Here is an 18,312-nt window from a genome sequence, read left to right as displayed (position 1 = left end):
ATAAAGAAAGAGCCTTCCGGGATGGAAGGCCCTTGTCTTATTCATTATTGCACGACACGTCTTACATTGCCGTTGAATACTTTTTTCCAGTAAGGGTTGCTCATAGAATCAATGGATACACCATGAGATGTATTATCGTTCAGGAACGTTCCGTTACCTAAGTAGATGCCGACGTGGCCGTTTGTTTTATACGTATCGAAGAATACTAAGTCTCCGCGTTTCATGTCAGACGCGCTGACCGCTTTACCTCTTCCGATTAGCGTATCTGTGCTTGTGCCGCTTACAGGTCCGAGGTTAACGCCTGCGTTAGCATAAGCCCAGCGTACAAATGAAGAGCAGTCAAAGATACGGTTATTAATATCAGATTGTGTGCGTCCGCCGCCGAATTTGTACGGAGATTGACCCACAAGGCTTGATCCTACGCTGATCGCGCCTTCAATACCGCCTGAGTTTGAAATAACAGATCCTCCGTCAGAATCATCTGAACCGCCGCTGTTATGAGAAGATCCGCCTGAAGTGCCCGATTGGCTTGAGCTGTCAGATGAATCGGATGTTTCAGTTGAAACAGCTGCTTTTTTCACAGTTTTAACCGCTGCCGGCTGGCTGTCATCTGTTTGGTTTTGGTCTTCAGAGGCTTTTTGCGCTTCTTCCTGCTTTTTGATCAGGGCAGCCGCTGCAGCCTGCTCAGCTTTAATGCGCTTCTGTTCTTTTTCAGTCTCAGCTTTTGCGTTTGCAAGCTGTGACGCTTCTTTTTTCAGATCAGAGATAGCGGCAGCCGCTTTTTTCTGACCGTTTTTCGCTTCGTCGAAAAGCTTGTCTTTCTGATCAAGCTGTTTGTTCAGGTCTTTTTGCATAGACTCTAGCTTCGCAAGGTCATCCTGGACTTTTTTCAGCTTCACGTTAAGCTCAGCTTCCGCATCTTCGAGTTTCGCTTTATCCTGCTCCTGCTGTTTGATCAGGTCTTTATCCGCATCAACGATAGAAGATACCGCAGTCGCACGTGAAATGAAGTCCCCGAAGCTTGTCGCCCCTAAAAGAACATTTATGTATCCTTGAGAACCGCCGTTTTCCTGTAAAGAACGAACGCGTTTTTTCAGGATTTCATTGCGTTTTTCAATACGCGCTTCTGTTTCTTTGATTTCTTTTTTCAAATCAGCGATGCGCTTTTTCGTTTTTTCGTTTTCAGCTTTTTTATCTTCAATTTTATTGCTTGTATCCAACGCTTTTGCGTTAATGTCTTTCAGTTCTTTTTCAATCTTAGCCTGCTTGTCCTGAAGTTTAGACAATTCCTTTTCTTTTGCATCAAGGCTTGAAGCCACCTCAGATTGCTTGCTTTCGATTTTTGCTTTTTTGCTGTCTAATGTTTCCGCCGATGCAGTTTTTGTAAATGGGATCAAAAAACTGCTTGTCCCGATGACGGAAGCCAAACCAAGTGTTAATAAACTCTTTTTCACTTTTTCTTTCCTCCCTTTTACTTTAAACCTGTTCTCATTTGGAATTCTATTATGAACATCAAAGTTACGCTTCCTCACAAACCCGTGAGGCTGATGATTTTTATGTATGAATCTTTTAATCTTTTAAATTGGTATAGATTATACAGCACATGTAAAATAAACTAATCTCTTATGTACGAGAATCATTATACCATCATGTTTCGACAATTTTTATTACAGTTATATTTCAATGTGATTGCAAATCTCATATTTTGCAAAATAAACGGTGCTGGCGGCCTGATTTCGGTTCAAAAAGCAAAAAAAAGACGTATAAAAATCTCTTTTTTCGGCAGTAAAGTTCTGTTTTACCCCTTTCTGATAAAAAAAGAACCGACTCTTTATATAGAAAGAATCGGTTTTATTCCAATATATCATCTATTTGTCTGATGTATTTTGACAGTGTTGCCGGAGATACACCGTAAACGGCGGCCGTATCTTTTTTCGTCGTTTTTTCGCCGTTCGCTTCTTTCCATACGTATGCGATGGCTGCGGCCCATGCCCGCTCATTCTGTACGGCAGCGGCGGCGCGGATGTGCTGAATGACGTGAAAAACCCAGCAGCTCATGACGTCAGTCTTTAAACTGCCGGCTTCCGCTTTCTCCAGCAGCTTGACCGTCCGATACGTAAACAAAGCATCATGAGAAACGCCTGAAGCGCCTTCTTCACCGGAAAGCAGCAGTCTGACGAAGTCTTGTTCAAACGGTGAAGCAGCGCGTTTTGCCGTCAGAACTTTTTCAAGCTGGTTCCGCTCTCCTTCAGCGCTGCTGATATAATAGGCGGCGAGCCGCTGTTCAAGTGCAGCAGGCAGCGGTTCCTGCCGTTCCGCCCAAGGCGCGGACCGGTCTGATTCGGGAAATTCGGTTTCGGCCTTTCTCCAAATGGTTTCGGCAAATGCTGTGCGGCCTGTCCCGTAGGCTGAGGCGGCCAGCCAGTAATAAAACGTGTCGTCGCCTTCAAACCCGCTTTTGTAGAGAGACCGGAGCCATTTATAGCCGAGATCATGTCTGCCGACAAGCGCCAGCGTCGCCCCCAGCTTGTAGCGCTGTTCGAATAAAATCGGATATACATTGGAGAGCCTTTCGCTCAATTCCCCGACTTTTTCATCTTCTCTCTCGTAATAGCAGAATACCAGGTAGTTGCACAAGGCATGGAGATTGCCTTCATTTTTCTCAAGCACTTCGAATACCGTCTGTTTCGCTTTTGTGACATTGCCTGAGTAAAAGTAAGCGAGCGCAAGGTTGTTGTATGCGGACCAAAGCTCGGGATAATCGGCTGTAATCTCTTCAAGCATGACAACCGCTTCATGAAGCTGGCCGCTCTCAAGAAGCGTTTTTGCCCGGTCCTGCCTGATCAGCAATTCATCCTGGTCATAGAGCGATTCGTTTTCACCCGCTTCACCGAAATCCAAAAGCTCCATCAGATTTTCTATCTCTTCGCTGAATTCTCCGTCCGGATCGGCATCTGAATAAGCCGCGGCTTCTTTGTATGCTTCCTGAAAGAGCCCCAAATGCGCGAAATTGTTCGCTTTAAAGTAATGACACTCGGGCATTTCTTCTTTCAGGTTCACCATAATAAAGTCGAACAGCTCATTTGACTGCTGGTAGTGGCCCATTTCAGAATAAATGACGGCCAGCCGGGACAGCATTTCGGAATCATTCGGCTCGAGGTGAACGGCCCTCTGAATCAGTTTGCTGGCCCGTTTTAAATTCCGCTCTTTATATGCTTTTAAGCCTTTATGAAAAAAATATTGTCCATCCTGAAGCAGCTGGACAATTTGTGCGTGCTTTTTATGTTCAGAAGTGTGTTTTCCCACAAATATCCTCCGTTTTATACGTATTACCGTCAGTAGTATACCATAAAACGGTTTCGCCTCAATAGTTCAAAAGACAGAATCAGCTTCGTTTTTTACTGGCTGGTTCGACCAGATTTTAGCTGTTTTTTTCATGAGGATCGGCAGGAAGGGTGACGCGGAAAAGGGTTCCTTCGCCGCGCTTGCTTTCAACCTCTATCGAACCGCCGTGCAGCTCGGCGATTTTTTTGGCGATGGACAGGCCGAGGCCGCTGCCCCCTGCGTTTCTCGCCTTGTCCGCTTTATAAAACCGTTCAAATACGCGCTCCGCCTGCTCAGGCTCCATTCCGATTCCGTTGTCGGCGATTTCGACAGCCGCCTCCGGCAAATCAACAATTTTAACAGATATGCGGCCTCCCTCACCGGTAAACTTCACGGCATTGTGAATCAGATTCATCCATACTTGGCTGAGCAGCGCCTCATCTCCGTACACATACGATTCCTGTAAATCAATGAGAAATTCAATCTGTTTGGCGGACCACTCAGGCTCACAGGTCAATATGGTGCGCCGCAGCTGTTTGTCAATGCGGAACGGTTTTTTTTGAATCGGTTCGGTTTGGCGTTCGAGTGCAGTGAGCTTCAGCAGATTTTCACTGATTTTTGATAATCGTTCTGTTTCTGTCTCGATGATGTGTAAGTAGCGCCCCCGCTCCTCATATGACAAATCCGGTTTTTTCAGGAGGTGCGCGTACCCCTTTAATGAAGTAAGCGGGGTTTGGATTTCATGGGAAACGTTCGAAATAAATTCTTGTTTCAGTTTTTCCATTTCACTCAGTTCCGCGGCAAGTGTCGACAGTTCATCAGCCAATTTCGTCACGGGGTGGTCCCGTTCAATCTTCTCCATTTTTCTGGAGGCGGCCGCAGTGAAGTTGCCGCTCGACATTTGCTTGATCGTGGCGGTCAGCGAATCCCAGATCGCATGATGTCTTTCACGTGCTGACTTTGAAAAAATAAACATCGTGACAAACAGCAGGCCGAAAACAAGCCAAAGCGTGAGAATCTGCTGGACGTAGGGCACAAGCAAAATCGGCCATATGAGACCGAATCCCTGAACGATCAGGTGGGCCGCGAGCCATAAGAATGCGGTGACAGTGAGAAGGATGATGATTTTTCCAGCCGTTCTGAAGATCCGTTTCATCCTGTCACCACAAACCGATAGCCGAGCCCCCGCACCGTATGAATGGCAAAGGGATAGTCTTTTTCCGGAAACCGTTCTCTCAGCCTTTTAATATGCACGTCAACCGTCCGCTCATCACCTTCATAATCAAAGCCCCAAATATCTTCTATTAAATGTTCTCTGGAAAACGTCTTATTCGGGTAACTGGCGAGCTTGAATAAAAGCTCAAATTCGCGCCGGGGCAGCGTCATTCCCGCCCCGCCGCCGCGCGTTACGGTGCGGGATTGCTTATCTAATGTGACCGTTCCGACGGTCAGCAGTTTTTCAGCGGTGATCCGGTACCGTTTCAGCAATGCTTTGACCCTCGCTTCAAGCTCAAGCGGCTCAAACGGTTTGACGAGATAATCGTCCGCTCCGGAAGTAAAACCTTGCACTTTGTCCAGTGTTTCGCCTTTTGCCGTCAGCATCAAAATCGGAATGTCCGTAAAGCTGCGGACGGCTTCACTGACTTCAAACCCGTCCATTTTCGGCATCATCACATCCAGTATGGCAAGATCAACAGGTGTTGATTCTATCAGCCGCACCGCCGCTTCTCCGTCTTCAGCTTCTGCGACGTCAAAGCCGCTCTGCTCCATCATAAGGCGGACAAGCTCACGGATATGACGGTCATCATCCGCAACCAATATGACAGCCATAAAAATCCCTCCTTCTGATTTTTTCACTCATCATCTTTTAATGAATCGACATGATCTTTATAAGCCGTCTGATCTTCTCATTGTCTCCTGTATCGACATACACTTTTTTTGTATGGCGGATCATCTCCTCCGTCACTTCTTTCATTACACCTTTTTCAGTAAACTCCCAGCGCAAAGGAACATTGTATACCTGAGTGGTGCCGTCGCCGTTGCTGCTGTAAGTGACCGACCCATCAACTAAACGGGAACCGGCTAACTGAGTAACATCTTCCGGATAGCGGGCGCTCGTATGATCGTCAGGATTGACGAGTGCTCCGGCCGGAATGCGGCGAACGTTCAATTCATCTATCTTCTGATTTTCCCCAAGCTGCAGCCAGACGCGGGCATATTCAATTTGCAGAGGCGAATAATCTGCCGCGATGCTGTCTGGTTCGCTTTTGTCCGCAGAGATGTGATGTGAATCTTTGTTTACGGCTTCGTTTTTTTCTGCCGCTGATGCTGTTTCATCCTTGTTTATGCTGCTTCCCCCGGCCGGACTTGAAGAATGGCCCGGCTCTTCATCGTTACCGCCCGTACACCCGGCAGTCATGATTACGAGCAGCACGGCAGCGTGACAATAAAAAATCGTTGTGCGTTTTTTCATGATTTGACCCCCGCTTCCAATGAATAGGACTCCGGCTGCAAAATAAAAAGCAGCTTTTTCAGCTGCTTTCTATTCCTAAAGTCTTGCTTTACACAGCTTTGTTTTCTAAATCGGCATTCAGCTTCAGCTGCTGTTCCGCAAAATCGCGGTACAGCGAATGGGATGCCATTAATTCATGATGTGTGCCCCGGCCGGTGATTTCCCCCTGTTCGACAAAGAGAAGCTGATCTGCATCCACAACCGTGGATAAACGGTGGGCGATCACAATCGTGGTGCGCCCTTCCATTAAGACTTCGAGCGCCTGCTGCACCCATTTTTCAGATTGGCTGTCCAGACTGGATGTCGCTTCATCAAGCATGAGAATGCTCGGATTACGGAGAAGTGCTCTGGCAATGGCGATGCGCTGGCGCTGTCCGCCTGACAGCATAATCCCCCGTTCACCGACCTCGGTTTCAAATTTCTTCGGTAAGTCTTCAATAAATTGCAGGGCGTAGGCCATGTCGGCTGCTCGTCTTAATTCATCGTCAGTCACCTCGCGTTTTAATCCGTAGCAGATATTGTCGCGGATGGTGCCTGACATTAACGGGCTTTCCTGCGACACGTAGCCGATATGCTCCCGCCATGATTCAAGGGAATACGCATCAATCGGTTCGCTTCCGAGCAGGATGCTGCCGGCCGTCGGATTGTAGAATCGTTCCAGCAGCTTAAATAACGTTGTTTTCCCGCCGCCGCTCGGTCCGACAATCGCGGTGACTTTGCCGGCCTCAATCGTTGCCGTAATGTCTTTTAAGATGGTTTGATCTTTTTTGTAGCCGAATGAGACTTGTTCAAGCTTAATCGGCTGATCTGCGTTTTCAATGATCTTTCCGGTTTGGATATCTTCTTCTTTTTCTGCAAGAATGTGAATCATCCGTTCCGTTGCGCCGACGGATTTTTGAAGCTGTGTAAAAAATGAAGTGATTTGGCCCATCGGCATAATGATCTGAAACAAATACAGAATAAAGGCAACGAGCGCGCCGGCTGTTAGTTCACCCGATGACACCTGCATTCCGCCGTACCCGATGACAGCGACCAGCGCCGCCATTAATACAAGTGTAATAAGCGGGCCTACGAGCGACTGCACCTTCGCTTCACGAAGACCGAGTTTAAAGAGCGCCATGATGCCTGCTTTTCCGCGGCCGTATTCCGCTTCTTCAGCGTTTGAGGCTTTCACAAGTCTGATTTCCGGGAGGATGTGGTTTAATAATCCGGTGAATCTCGCCGTCTCATCCTGTGTTTCCCGAGAAATTTTAAACATTTTCCGGCCGATCGGCACTAAAATCACCGCAGCCAGCGGCACGACGATCAGCACGAGCAATGTGAGCTTCCAGTTCATGAAAAATAAGATCGTCAGTGACCCGATAACGGAAATGATTCCGGTAATAAATCCGCTGATATTGTTTGTGATCAGCTCTTTTACCACCATCGTGTCATTGGTGACACGGCTGATCGTTTCTCCCGTGGCGTTTTTGTCAAAATAAGAGACAGGCAGTTTAATTAACTTCTGCCACAACAAATCACGCAGCCCCGAGATGATTTTCTGGCCGCTGTAGTTCAGGGCGTAGGTGGCGTAGGCGCTTAATGCAGCCTGTACGATAAACACGGCTGCGATGATTCCGATCTGCACGCCTGACAGCGACGACATGGAAAAGCCGTCGACGAGCTGCTTTGTCAACAGCGGAATCAACAGGCTGACGAGCGTTGTCACAATACTGAGAGACAGTGCGAAGGCCAGCATTCCGTAGGATGGTTTTGTTTTTTTGACTAATGAAAAGAATGAGCTGAATTTCCCTTTAGGTTTTGGTTGTTTATTCGGCATATGTTTTCCTCCTATATCACTGTTTATACTATAACGGATGTGCATGAACGGAATATGAACAAAACGTACATTTTTGATAAAAACCAAAATAAACTCTATTAGTCAATATTATCAAATTCGTCTGCCTCCGGTTGCAGAAATAAGGAATATTTTATTGAATGTTTAAGTTCGGGCATATTTAAAAACCTCACGGAGTCCTCCGTGAGGTTTTTGTTACTCAGATGCTGAATGGCGTTTCGCAAGAACGTCAAGCACGTCGTCTAAAGGAAGCGACTGTTCACGCAGAAGAACGAGCAAATGATACAGCAAATCTGCCGCTTCCCATTTTAATTCTTCATGGTCGCGGTTTTTCGCGGCGATGATCACCTCTGCGGCTTCTTCGCCGACTTTTTTGAGAATTTTATCGACACCTTCCCGAAACAGATACGTTGTGTAGGCTCCCTCAGGCATCTCCGCCTGCCGTTTGGCGATTACGCTTTCCAGTTCGTTTAAGATGCCGAAACGATCCTGCGCGTCCGCTTTTTCCGGAGAAAAGCAGCTGTAGCTTCCCTTATGGCATGCAGGTCCTGAAGGCTCCGCAAGCACGACAAGGGCATCTTGATCGCAATCATAGCGGATGGCTTTCACCTTTTGGGTATTCCCCGACGTCGCTCCTTTATGCCACAGCTCCCCGCGTGAACGGCTGTAAAACCAGGTTTCTTTCGTTTCTATCGTTTTTTCGTAGGATTCACGATTCATATAAGCCAGTGTCAGCACTTCTTTGCTTGCCGCATCCTGCACGATGGCGGGAATCAGTCCGGCCTCGTCAAACCGCAGTTCATCTGCCTGTTTCATCTCACATTCACCCCGTGTTTCTTCATATAATCTTTCACTTCTTTTATAGATGTCTCTTTGTAATGGAAAATGGAAGCTGCAAGTGCGGCGTCCGCTTCACCGATCGTGAAGGCTTCAAGCATATGGCGCGCGCTGCCGGCTCCCCCTGACGCAATGACAGGCACCGGGACGGCACGTGAGACAAGTTTTGTAAGCTTATGGTTAAAGCCTGTTTTCTCACCGTCAGCGTCCATGCTTGTCAGCAGGATTTCACCCGCTCCCCGTTTGACGGCTTCTTTTGCCCAAGCCGTGACTTCCCACTCGGTTTTCTTTCTGCCCCCGTGTGTGTACACTTTATAGCAATCCGAATCTTCGTCATACTTTGCGTCGATCGCCGCTACGATGCATTGCGAGCCGAAAAAATCCGCTCCTTCCGTAATCAGCTCGGGACGGAGGACGGCCGCTGTATTAACGGATACTTTATCAGCGCCTGCGCGAAGCATTCGTTTCATATCGCTTAATTGATTGATTCCGCCGCCGACCGTAAACGGAATCGCCAGTTTTGCCGCAACCTGCTCCACGACGTCAGTCATCGTCTTCCGGCCTTCATGAGAGGCGGAAATGTCGAGAAAAACAAGCTCGTCAGCGCCCTCCCTGTCATAGGCTTCGGCCAGTTCGACAGGATCGCCCGCATCCTTCAGACCGAGAAATTGAATGCCCTTGACGACGCGTCCTTCTTTCACATCGAGACACGGAATGATTCGTTTCGTGATCATGCGTCCTTCACCCCGCTGAGCGCTTCAGCCAATGAAAATTGTTTTGTATACAGCGCTTTTCCGATAATGGCTCCCGATACGCCGGCGTCTTTGCAGCGGGCCAGTGCTTTGAGGTCGGCGACTGAGCTGACACCGCCTGAGGCGATGACGTTTTTCCCCGTTGCTTTTGCGAGCTGAACGGTGCTTTCAATGTTCGGGCCTGACAGCATGCCGTCAGTCGCAATATCCGTGAAAATGAAGGTTTCCGCTCCTTCCTCCGCCAATTCACGGCCCAGATCGGACGCTCTTACCGAGGATGTTTCCAGCCACCCTTCCGTCGAGACATACCCGTTTCTCGCATCAAGGCCGATGGCGATTTTGCCGCCGTATTGTTTCAGCATGCTTTTCACAAACGCCGGATCGGAAACGGCCGAGCTGCCGAGAATGACGCGATCAGCGCCTTGTGATAAGTAGCCGTATACATCCGCTTCAGAACGAATCCCGCCGCCGATCTCAACTTTGACATCAAGCTGCCGGACGATGTCCAGAACATGCCTGTCGTTTACTTTCCTGCCCTCTTTCGCACCGTCAAGATCCACGAGATGAATCCATTCAGCACCTTCTTGTGCAAATTGCGCCGCCATGTCTAAAGGTGAGTCTCCGTAGATCGTTTCCTTGCCGTAATCACCTTGAATGAGGCGGACGCATTTGCCGTTTCTCATATCGATTGCCGGATATAATGTAAAAGCATTCATTTCTTCACCTTCTGTTCCGCTGCCATTTTTGTAAATTGCGTTAAGATCGCCATTCCGGCCGTGCCGCTTTTTTCCGGGTGAAACTGCGCTCCGAAGACATTGCGTTTCCCGACGACCGCAGGAACTCGAACGCCGTACTCAGCGCTTGCCAGCAGATCGCCTTCTTCCATCCCGTCTATATAATAGGAATGGACAAAGTAAACAAAGCCTTCTCCCGCTTCCGAAAGCAAAGGAGATGTTTGGTGAACCGTCAGCCGGTTCCAGCCCATATGCGGCACCTTCAGCTTATTTCCTTCGGCATCCCTGTCTTTGAGTCTCACTGCTTTTCCGGCTAATAAACCAAGTCCTTTTGCAGAGCCGTTTTCGCTGCTTTCTTCGAAAATGAGCTGCATGCCGAGGCAGATGCCGAGAAGCAGCTTCCCCTCATCAACCATGCGGCCAATGAATTGATCGAGGTTCGTGCTGCGTAAATTGTCCATGGCGTCACTGAATGATCCGACACCGGGGAGAATAAAAGCATCCGCTTTTTCGAGCTCTTCCGGCCGATCTGAAACGACATACGGGACGCCGACGCGTTCCAGCGCCTTCGACACGCTGAATAAATTGCCCATTCCGTAATCAATTACACCGATCATTTACAGCATCCCTTTCGTAGACGGTACACCTTTGACGCGCGGGTCAATGGATGACGCTTCGTCCAGCGCTCTGCCAAGCGCCTTAAACACGGCTTCTATCATATGATGGGTATTCGTGCCGTAATGAACGATGACGTGCAGATTCATTCTCGCTTCGAGCGCCAGTTTCCATAAGAATTCATGTACCAGCTCGGTATCAAACGTTCCGACTTTCGCTTGCGGAAATACAGCGCGCATCTCAAGGTGCGGCCGGTTGCTCAGGTCTACGGCGACTTGGGCGAGCGCTTCGTCCATCGGCACAAGCGCTGATCCGTACCGTTTGATTCCTTTTTTATCACCGAGCGCCTCCAAAAAAGCCTGCCCTAAGCAGATGCCGATATCTTCAGTCGTGTGGTGATCATCTATCTCCGTATCGCCCTTTGCGTCAACGGTTAAATCGAATTGTCCGTGCTTTGTAAACAAATTAAGCATATGAGTCATAAACGGCACATCCGTGCTGATATCGGCTTTTCCTTCTCCGTCAATACCGAAAGCCAGCTTAATATCCGTCTCATTTGTTTTTCTGGCGCGTTCCGCTTTTCTCATCGGTCATTTCCTCCGTTTCTCGCTTCAATCGATCTCGCGTGCGCTTCAAGCCCTTCCAGTCTCGCAAAGGCGGCAATGCTGTCCGCGTGGGTTTCAAATGCCTTCCGGCTGTATGAGATGATGCTCGATTTCTTTTGAAAATCCGTGACATTCAGCGGGCTTGAAAACCGCGCCGTCCCGTTTGTCGGCAGAACATGATTCGGTCCTGCAAAATAATCGCCGACCGGTTCAGCGCTGTATCGCCCTAAGAAAATCGCTCCCGCGTGCCTGATGCTTCCAAGCAAAGCCTCCGGCGAATGCGTCATGATTTCTAAATGCTCAGGCGCCAGCGCGTTCACCGTGTCCACCGCATCCTCCATCGTTTCCGCGATGTAAATATGGCCGTGATCCCTGATCGACGCTTCGGCAATTTCTTTACGCGGCAGCGTCTGAAGCTGTTTATCCACTTCATCTGATACCGCTTCGGCAAGCTTCCGTGAGTCGGTGACAAGCACGCTTGAGCTGAGCATATCGTGTTCGGCCTGAGAAAGCAGGTCAGCGGCAACTTCTTCGGGCGCCGCCGTATCGTCTGCCAGGACTGCGATTTCGCTTGGCCCGGCTATCATGTCAATATCCACATCACCGAAGACTTCGCGCTTCGCCAGCGCCACAAAAATATTGCCGGGACCTGTAATCTTATCAACAGGCTGTATCGTTTCGGTTCCGTAAGCGAGCGCGGCAATCGCCTGCGCGCCTCCCGCTTTGTAAATTTCCTTTATGCCGAGCTCAGACGCCGCCGCCAGAACGCCCGGCGAAAGGCGGCCGTCTTTTCCCGGCGGACTGACGAGAACGATCCGCCCCACTCCCGCAGCGAGAGCGGGGATGACATTCATCAAAACGGACGACGGATAAGCAGCCGTCCCGCCCGGCACATATACGCCCGCGGAATCAAGCGCCGTTATCTTCTGTCCGAGCATTGTGCCGTCTTTACGATGGTAAAACCAAGAGGATTGCAGCTGGCGCTCGTGATATTCTTTAATATTGGCGATTGCCTGCTTGATCACTTCCAGCAGCTGATCATCAAGCAGACGGTACGCCTCTGCGATTTCTTCTGCGCTCACCGCCAACCGGTCCAGGCTGATGCCGTCAAATGTTTTTGTATAGGCTAAAACGGCTTTGTCACCGTTTTTTCTGACGTCTTCAATAATCGCCCTGACGGTTTTCCGCTGCTCTTCGGTTCCGCTGTCAATGGAACGCTTCAGTGAAAAACGCTCGCTTTTTTTTATTGCGGTTATTTTCATTTTGCCGTTTCTCCTTCCACAACCCTGGCCAGCCTGGCAGCCATTTCGTCGATGACGTCATCCTTCATGCGGTAGCTGACCGGATTGACGATAAAACGCGATGTGATGTCACAAATGTGTTCTGATTCAACGAGTCCGTTTTCCTTTAATGTCCGCCCTGTTGATACGATATCCACGATTCTGTCAGCAAGCCCGATTAAAGGCGCCAGCTCAATGGAGCCGTTCAGCTTAATGATTTCCACCTGCTCGCCCTGCTCTCTGAAATAACTTGACGCAACATTGGGATATTTCGTCGCAATCCTCGGGGCGACACCGTTCCAATCCGCTCCCGGAAGCCCCGCAACGGCGAGATGGCATTTGCTGATATTCAGATCGAGCACCTCATACACGTCACGCTCTTCTTCAAGCATGACATCCTTTCCGGCAATACCGGCATCAGCGACGCCATGTTCGACATAAGTCGTGACGTCCATCGGCTTCGCTAAAATAAAGCGGAGATTTTCTTCAGGAACGTCGATGATCAGCTTTCTTGATTCCTCAAACTCCTCGGGCAGCCTGTATCCGGCCTGCCGCAGCAATCCGGCCGCTTCTTCGAATATCCGCCCTTTTGGCATTGCCATTGTGAGTACCTTACCCATTTTGCTCTTCCTTTCTGGCACCGATAAAGTATGTGACGTTTGTGAATGATTTTGTCATATGATCGATATTTTCAACGCCCGCCAAATCCTGCAGGACGACCTTTCTGCCTCTTGCCCTTTCTTCCTCTGCGAATAAAATGGCCTGCGCCCGCTGCTCCTTGCTGAAAATAACGGCGTCCGCCTCGCTTGTTTCTTCCTGGATGCCGAGCGCTTCAATCAGCCTGTCGATACGGAGTCCGAAGCCCGTGGCGGGAGCAGGGCTGCCGAAATGGCCGAGAAGATTGTTATAGCGGCCGCCGCTTCCGATGACAAACCCGACATTTGCCGCATACACTTCGAATAAAATTCCCGTGTAATAACTCATATGGCTGACCATGTTCAGATCAAGCCGGATATGCTCGGCACACCCGTAATCTTCAAGAATGTCCCATAGGTCTTCCAGCTCCTGAATCACGCTTTGCCCGGAGATGCCGATGATCTCCTCCGCTTTGGCGCAGATCTCTTTTCCGCCCCGCAATTCCAAAAGTCCGAGCAGCCGGCTTTTGTCTATTGAAGAAAGCGGAAGCGATTTGACATGTTCTCTGTACCCCACATAATTCTTTTCAAAGAGAAAGCGCCGCAGAACATCCGCCCGCTCGGCATTGCCCAGCACCTCGACAAACAGCTCATCTGCGAGCCCTGCATGGCCGATCGCGATTTTAAATCGGTGCAATCCCGCGTTTTTCAACGCGCCGGCCGCGAGTGCAATCACCTCAGCGTCCGCACTTGTTGATCCGTCGCCGATCAGCTCCGCGCCGACCTGTTCGAATTCGGCCGGACGTCCGCCTTCCCGTTCTTGAGCGCGGTAGACGCTTGCCGCGTATCCCGCTCTGAGCGGATGATTATTTTTGTGCAGCTTAGACGCCGCCACCCGGGCAATCGGTCCGGTCATGTCAGGCCGAAGCACAAGCGTTTTTCCGTCCTGGTCGAGAAGCTTAAACAGCTGCTGTTCTTCAATGGCTGACTGGACACCCACTGTTTCATAGAATTCTAGGGTCGGAGTCTCCATAAACTGATAACCCCATTTATCAATTAAATCCGTCAGTGTGGAACGGACTTTCTTCTTTGCTTCGTATAAACCGGGAAGCGTATCTCTCATGCCATGCGGTTTCTCAAACATAAACATTCCCTTTTGCACCTCCGCTTTGTCTGAAGGAAAATTCCGAATCCTTTAGTTCGCTAATATGATAATATGTTAGCAGATAAAAGAATGGATTGCAATGCCCAATGTCCGCCTATTCTTTCCCATATTGATGACTAAATCATGAACAAATCTGTAAACATAACAGAACCATCTAATCATATTGAGCAGAAGTGCTATAATACATAGAATAGCTTCAACAGAAACAAGGGAGAAGAATTGATAATGAAGACGCTTGGAACATTATGTGTGCTGATTCTGACAGCCGTCCTTGTCTATCTGGGATATAACATCTATACAAACGATATTCATTTGAATCTTTTCAATCAGCAGTCCGACGAGCCTGATGAGAGAACACCGTTAAAAGGGAGCGCGTCACCGCTGAATGTCGTTCTGTACAGACAGATGGATTCACCCAGACTGTACAATGGCTGTGAGGTGACAAGCCTTGCTATGATTTTGAACAATGCCGGATATCATGTATCAAAAAATACATTGGCGGATCGAATCAATAAAGTTCCGCTCACATACAGCAGCGGGCTGAAAGGAGATCCGAATGAAGGATTTGCCGGAGACATGGAAAACGGCCCGGGTTTAGGCGTTTATCATGAGCCGATTGTTAAACTGGCCAAAGAGTATGCGGGAAACAAAGTATACGACCTGACGGGAAAAGACATTTCTGCTGTGTACCGCCAGCTTGAAAAGGGACGGCCGGTCTGGGTGATTATCACCACTTCCTTTAAACCGGTTGATCAAATGCAGACTTGGAATACGCCGAACGGAAAGGTCGACATCACGTACAGCATGCACAGCGTAGCCGTCACCGGTTATGATCACGATTATGTATACGTCAATGACCCTTACGGCTATAAAAACAGAAAAACGGACCGGACTGAATTCGAAAAAGCCTGGAAGCAGATGGGCAGCCAGGCCATTGTAATCAAGTCATAAAAAAACCCCGCTGACGTTAATCAGCGGGGTTTTCCATTCGTTTTTTCATTTCTTCGTGCGTATAGATCAGCTTCATCGGATTTCCTCCGACAAACGCCCCGGCCGGGACATCTTTATGCACCAGCGTGCCGGCTGATACAACGGCTCCGCTCCCGATAGTGACGCCGGGCAGAATCGTTGTGTTTGCCCCGATCATTACCTCGTCACCGATTGTGACATCACCGGTCCGGTACTCATGTATTAAATATTCATGAGCCAAAATCGTCGTATTGTAGCCGATGATGCTGTTTTCTCCGACAGTGATTTTTTCAGGAAACATAATATCCGGCATCACCATCAGCGCGAAAGAGGTTTGTTTTCCGACATTCATTTTCAAAAAGGTTCGGTACAGCCAGTTCTTCACGCTTAGAAACGGCGTATACCTTGCGATCTGGATGATGATGAAGTTTTTCATCACCTTCAGAAAGGGAACCGTCTGATATACATGCCACAATGAATTTGCACCTGCAACCGGATGGCGGTCTGTTTTTCTCACGGATCACTTCACTCCGGTGATGTGCAATAAATCACTCATTTTCTCAAGCATATAATCGGGTTCATACGCGGAAAGCGCCTGTGCGCCTTTAATCGTCCACGCCACGCCGGCTGTTTTTGTGCCGGCGTTTTTGCCCGCCATGACATCGTGATAATTGTCACCGACCATCATGGCCTCCGACGGATCGCACCCAAGCCGGCTGAGCGCAAGCCGCACAGGTTCGGGATCAGGCTTCGGATGCTTTACATCATCAAGCGTGACGACAGTATCGAAAAACCGCCCGATGCCTGTCAGCTTCAATCCCATATTGACTGTATCCCTCAGCTTTGTGGTGACAATACCGAGCTGATAGCCCGCTTTTTTCAATTCATCGAGCGTTTCATAAACCGTTTCGTACTCCTTGACAAGCTCATCGTGCTTCTCATGATTGAATGCTCTGTACATGCTGATCATGTCATCGCACTTTTCGGCATCAATGCCTGAAAATGTTTCGTACAGAGGCGGGCCGATAAACGGAAGCACATCTTCCCGTTTATACTGTCCCGGGCAATAATGATCAAGCGTATGAAGATAAGAAGCGATAATCAGTTCATTCGTGTCAATCAGCGTGCCGTCGAGATCGAATAAAATGGCGGTTAAACGTTTATCAGTCATCTTATGTCCTTTCCGATTTCAGACGTCAGTCCGTATCTGCATACCGCTTATCGGCATACCCTTTAACGCGTCTGAAAACCATTAAAATAATCGCAAGAACAATCAGCACAATGGAAATGACCTGCGCGATTCGAAGCTGGCTCGTGAGCATCAGGCTGTCCGTGCGCATTCCTTCAATAAAGTATCTGCCGATCGAATACCAGATGATATACGTTAAGAACAGATTGCCCCTGCGCAGGTTCACGCGGCGGAGCAGAAGCAGAATCACGACACCCGCAAAGCTCCACAGCGATTCATATAGAAACGTCGGGTGATAATAATGTCCGTCTATGTACATCTGATTAATGATGAAATCCGGAAGGTGAAGACTTTCCAAAAATGAACGGCTGACCGCTTCGCCGTGAGCCTCCTGGTTGATAAAGTTTCCCCAGCGCCCGATGGCCTGACCGAGCAGAATACTCGGCGCGGCAATATCCGCCAGCTTCCAGAATGAGATCCCTCTTACTTTTGAAAAAACAACGCCTGTTGCGATCGCACCGATTAATCCGCCGTGAATCGCGATACCGCCTTTCCAAATTTTAATGATTTCCCCGGGGTGTTCCGAGTAATAGCTCCACTCGAAAAGCACATAGTATGCCCGGGCGCAAATGATTGCGATCGGGATGGCGAAAAGAACAAGATCAATAAAAATGTCCTTTTTCAGCCCTCGCTTTTCGCTCTCCCTCATGGCCATCCAAAGCCCTAATAATGCACCCGCGCCGATAATGATCCCGTACCAGTGCACGGATAAAGGTCCGAGCTGCAAGGCAATCGGATTGATCGGTGTTCCTGCTTCGTTCATATTATTGCCAACTCCTATTCGTCTTGTTCGCCGTCTTCAATGACATCCGCCAGCTTATTCGTAAATTGCTCGGCGGCATTTAAACCCATCCGCTTCAATCTGAAGTTCATCGCCGCAACTTCGATAATAACGGCGAGATTTCGCCCAGGGCGGACTGGAATGGTCAGTTTTGTAATTTCCGTATCAATGATTTTCATTTTTTCCTCTTCAAGTCCGAGACGGTCGTATTGCTTCCCTTGCTCCCAAAGCTCAAGGTCCATGACGATTGTAATTCTTTTATTGCTTCTGACGGCGCCCGCTCCGAACAGCGTCATGACATTTATAATGCCGAGACCCCTGATTTCAAGCAGATGCTCAATCAGATCAGGCGCATTCCCGACGAGCGTATCCTGATCCTCCTGCCGGATTTCGACGCAGTCATCCGCGACAAGACGATGGCCGCGTTTGACGAGCTCCAGGGCCGTTTCACTTTTACCGACGCCGCTTTTTCCCGTTATGAGCACACCGACGCCGTATATATCCACAAGCACGCCGTGAATGGCGGTTGTCGGCGCGAGACGGCTCTCAAGAAAATTCGTCAGCCGGCTTGACAGCCTGGTTGTTTTCAGAGGGGATCTTAGCACCGGCACGCCGTTTTTCTCGGATGCTTCTACAAGCTCCGGCGGGATCGGCATATCTCTGGAAAGGATGATAGCCGGCGTCACATCGGTGCACAGCGATTCCATCCGCTGTTTTTTATCCTCCTCAGGAAGCTGATCGAAAAATGACAGCTCCGTTTTTCCTAAAAGCTGCACCCGTTCTCTCGGGTAATATGTAAAATAACCGGCGATTTCAATACCGGGCCGTGATAAATCACTCATCGTAATCGGGCGGTTAATCCCTTCTTCTCCGCTGATCAATTCTAAATGGAACTGCTCCATTACGTCTTTGGTCCGAACCTTTGCCAAGATATGTTCCTCCTGTTCTGGGATGTTCCGAGCTTTGAACAGTTATATTTTATCACTTTACCGTCTGAACCAAAACAGATTTATACAA

At 49.0% G+C, this 18,312-nt stretch carries 19 protein-coding genes; 1 reads left to right on the top strand and 18 read right to left on the bottom strand.

Annotated features, from left to right (window positions below; all coding sequences use genetic code 11):
* Positions 1–44: 44 nt before the first annotated feature.
* The 14 genes from AUL54_RS13590 to AUL54_RS13520 all read right to left on the bottom strand — a co-directional run bounded on the left by AUL54_RS13590 (position 45) and on the right by AUL54_RS13520 (position 14,281).
* Positions 45–1,454 carry a peptidoglycan DL-endopeptidase CwlO gene (locus AUL54_RS13590; RefSeq protein ID WP_060964186.1) on the bottom strand — a complete coding sequence of 470 codons (1,410 nt, stop codon included), beginning with the start codon at positions 1,452–1,454 and terminating at the stop codon, positions 45–47.
* Positions 1,455–1,851: 397 nt separating this feature from the next.
* Positions 1,852–3,306: a tetratricopeptide repeat protein gene (locus AUL54_RS13580; protein ID WP_060964184.1), complete on the bottom strand. Its 1,455-nt coding sequence runs from the start codon at positions 3,304–3,306 to the stop codon at positions 1,852–1,854.
* A 115-nt stretch (positions 3,307–3,421) separates the two neighbouring features.
* A complete protein-coding gene (locus AUL54_RS13575; protein WP_060964183.1) occupies positions 3,422–4,480 on the bottom strand; it encodes a sensor histidine kinase in 1,059 nt (352 codons plus the stop codon).
* A complete protein-coding gene (locus AUL54_RS13570; RefSeq protein WP_060964182.1) occupies positions 4,477–5,154 on the bottom strand; it encodes a response regulator transcription factor in 678 nt (225 codons plus the stop codon). The genes AUL54_RS13575 and AUL54_RS13570 overlap by 4 nt, the downstream gene beginning before the upstream one ends.
* A gap of 37 nt (positions 5,155–5,191) precedes the next feature.
* The gene (locus AUL54_RS13565; protein ID WP_060964181.1) at positions 5,192–5,797 is read right to left on the bottom strand and encodes a hypothetical protein; all 606 of its coding nucleotides are present in this window, start codon (positions 5,795–5,797) and stop codon (positions 5,192–5,194) included.
* A gap of 88 nt (positions 5,798–5,885) precedes the next feature.
* A complete protein-coding gene (locus tag AUL54_RS13560; protein WP_060964180.1) occupies positions 5,886–7,655 on the bottom strand; it encodes an ABC transporter ATP-binding protein in 1,770 nt (589 codons plus the stop codon).
* 213 nt (positions 7,656–7,868) lie between these two features.
* On the bottom strand, positions 7,869–8,489 hold the full coding sequence (hisIE, locus tag AUL54_RS13555; RefSeq protein WP_060964179.1) for a bifunctional phosphoribosyl-AMP cyclohydrolase/phosphoribosyl-ATP diphosphatase HisIE: 621 nt from the start codon (positions 8,487–8,489) through the stop codon (positions 7,869–7,871).
* Positions 8,486–9,244 carry an imidazole glycerol phosphate synthase subunit HisF gene (hisF, locus tag AUL54_RS13550; RefSeq protein WP_060964178.1) on the bottom strand — a complete coding sequence of 253 codons (759 nt, stop codon included), beginning with the start codon at positions 9,242–9,244 and terminating at the stop codon, positions 8,486–8,488. The genes hisIE and hisF overlap by 4 nt, the downstream gene beginning before the upstream one ends.
* Positions 9,241–9,978: a 1-(5-phosphoribosyl)-5-[(5-phosphoribosylamino)methylideneamino]imidazole-4-carboxamide isomerase gene (gene hisA / locus AUL54_RS13545; protein ID WP_060964177.1), complete on the bottom strand. Its 738-nt coding sequence runs from the start codon at positions 9,976–9,978 to the stop codon at positions 9,241–9,243. The genes hisF and hisA overlap by 4 nt, the downstream gene beginning before the upstream one ends.
* Complete coding sequence (hisH, locus tag AUL54_RS13540; RefSeq protein ID WP_060964176.1) at positions 9,975–10,613, bottom strand: imidazole glycerol phosphate synthase subunit HisH; 639 nt, start codon at positions 10,611–10,613, stop codon at positions 9,975–9,977. The genes hisA and hisH overlap by 4 nt, the downstream gene beginning before the upstream one ends.
* Positions 10,614–11,198, bottom strand: coding sequence for an imidazoleglycerol-phosphate dehydratase HisB (gene hisB / locus AUL54_RS13535; protein WP_060964175.1), 585 nt, complete (start codon positions 11,196–11,198; stop codon positions 10,614–10,616). It lies immediately after the preceding gene.
* Positions 11,195–12,478, bottom strand: a complete 1,284-nt coding sequence (hisD, locus tag AUL54_RS13530) for a histidinol dehydrogenase (RefSeq protein ID WP_060964174.1) — start codon at positions 12,476–12,478, stop codon at positions 11,195–11,197. The genes hisB and hisD overlap by 4 nt, the downstream gene beginning before the upstream one ends.
* On the bottom strand, positions 12,475–13,116 hold the full coding sequence (gene hisG / locus AUL54_RS13525; RefSeq protein WP_045925879.1) for an ATP phosphoribosyltransferase: 642 nt from the start codon (positions 13,114–13,116) through the stop codon (positions 12,475–12,477). The genes hisD and hisG overlap by 4 nt, the downstream gene beginning before the upstream one ends.
* The gene (locus AUL54_RS13520; protein ID WP_060964173.1) at positions 13,109–14,281 is read right to left on the bottom strand and encodes an ATP phosphoribosyltransferase regulatory subunit; all 1,173 of its coding nucleotides are present in this window, start codon (positions 14,279–14,281) and stop codon (positions 13,109–13,111) included. The genes hisG and AUL54_RS13520 overlap by 8 nt, the downstream gene beginning before the upstream one ends.
* A 240-nt stretch (positions 14,282–14,521) precedes the next feature.
* Between AUL54_RS13520 and AUL54_RS13515 the strand changes: the two genes are divergently transcribed.
* On the top strand, positions 14,522–15,247 hold the full coding sequence (locus AUL54_RS13515; RefSeq protein WP_060964172.1) for a C39 family peptidase: 726 nt from the start codon (positions 14,522–14,524) through the stop codon (positions 15,245–15,247).
* Between the two features lie 16 nt (positions 15,248–15,263).
* On the opposite strand, the gene AUL54_RS13510 is transcribed toward AUL54_RS13515, so the two are convergent.
* From AUL54_RS13510 to hprK, 4 genes are read right to left on the bottom strand one after another with little or no spacing between them, the layout of a single operon-like run.
* Positions 15,264–15,782 carry an acyltransferase gene (locus AUL54_RS13510; protein ID WP_045925876.1) on the bottom strand — a complete coding sequence of 173 codons (519 nt, stop codon included), beginning with the start codon at positions 15,780–15,782 and terminating at the stop codon, positions 15,264–15,266.
* Positions 15,783–15,785: 3 nt separating this feature from the next.
* Positions 15,786–16,436 carry a pyrophosphatase PpaX gene (ppaX, locus tag AUL54_RS13505; protein ID WP_060964171.1) on the bottom strand — a complete coding sequence of 217 codons (651 nt, stop codon included), beginning with the start codon at positions 16,434–16,436 and terminating at the stop codon, positions 15,786–15,788.
* Between the two features lie 25 nt (positions 16,437–16,461).
* Positions 16,462–17,277, bottom strand: coding sequence for a prolipoprotein diacylglyceryl transferase (lgt, locus tag AUL54_RS13500; protein ID WP_016937807.1), 816 nt, complete (start codon positions 17,275–17,277; stop codon positions 16,462–16,464).
* A gap of 14 nt (positions 17,278–17,291) precedes the next feature.
* The gene (gene hprK, locus AUL54_RS13495; protein ID WP_013353746.1) at positions 17,292–18,224 is read right to left on the bottom strand and encodes an HPr(Ser) kinase/phosphatase; all 933 of its coding nucleotides are present in this window, start codon (positions 18,222–18,224) and stop codon (positions 17,292–17,294) included.
* Between the last annotated feature and the right edge of the window lie 88 nt (positions 18,225–18,312).

It is taken from the genome of Bacillus sp. SDLI1, assembly GCF_001553895.1.
Lineage (GTDB): Bacteria > Bacillota > Bacilli > Bacillales > Bacillaceae > Bacillus > Bacillus siamensis.
This window is presented reverse-complemented; position numbering and strand designations above follow the sequence as displayed.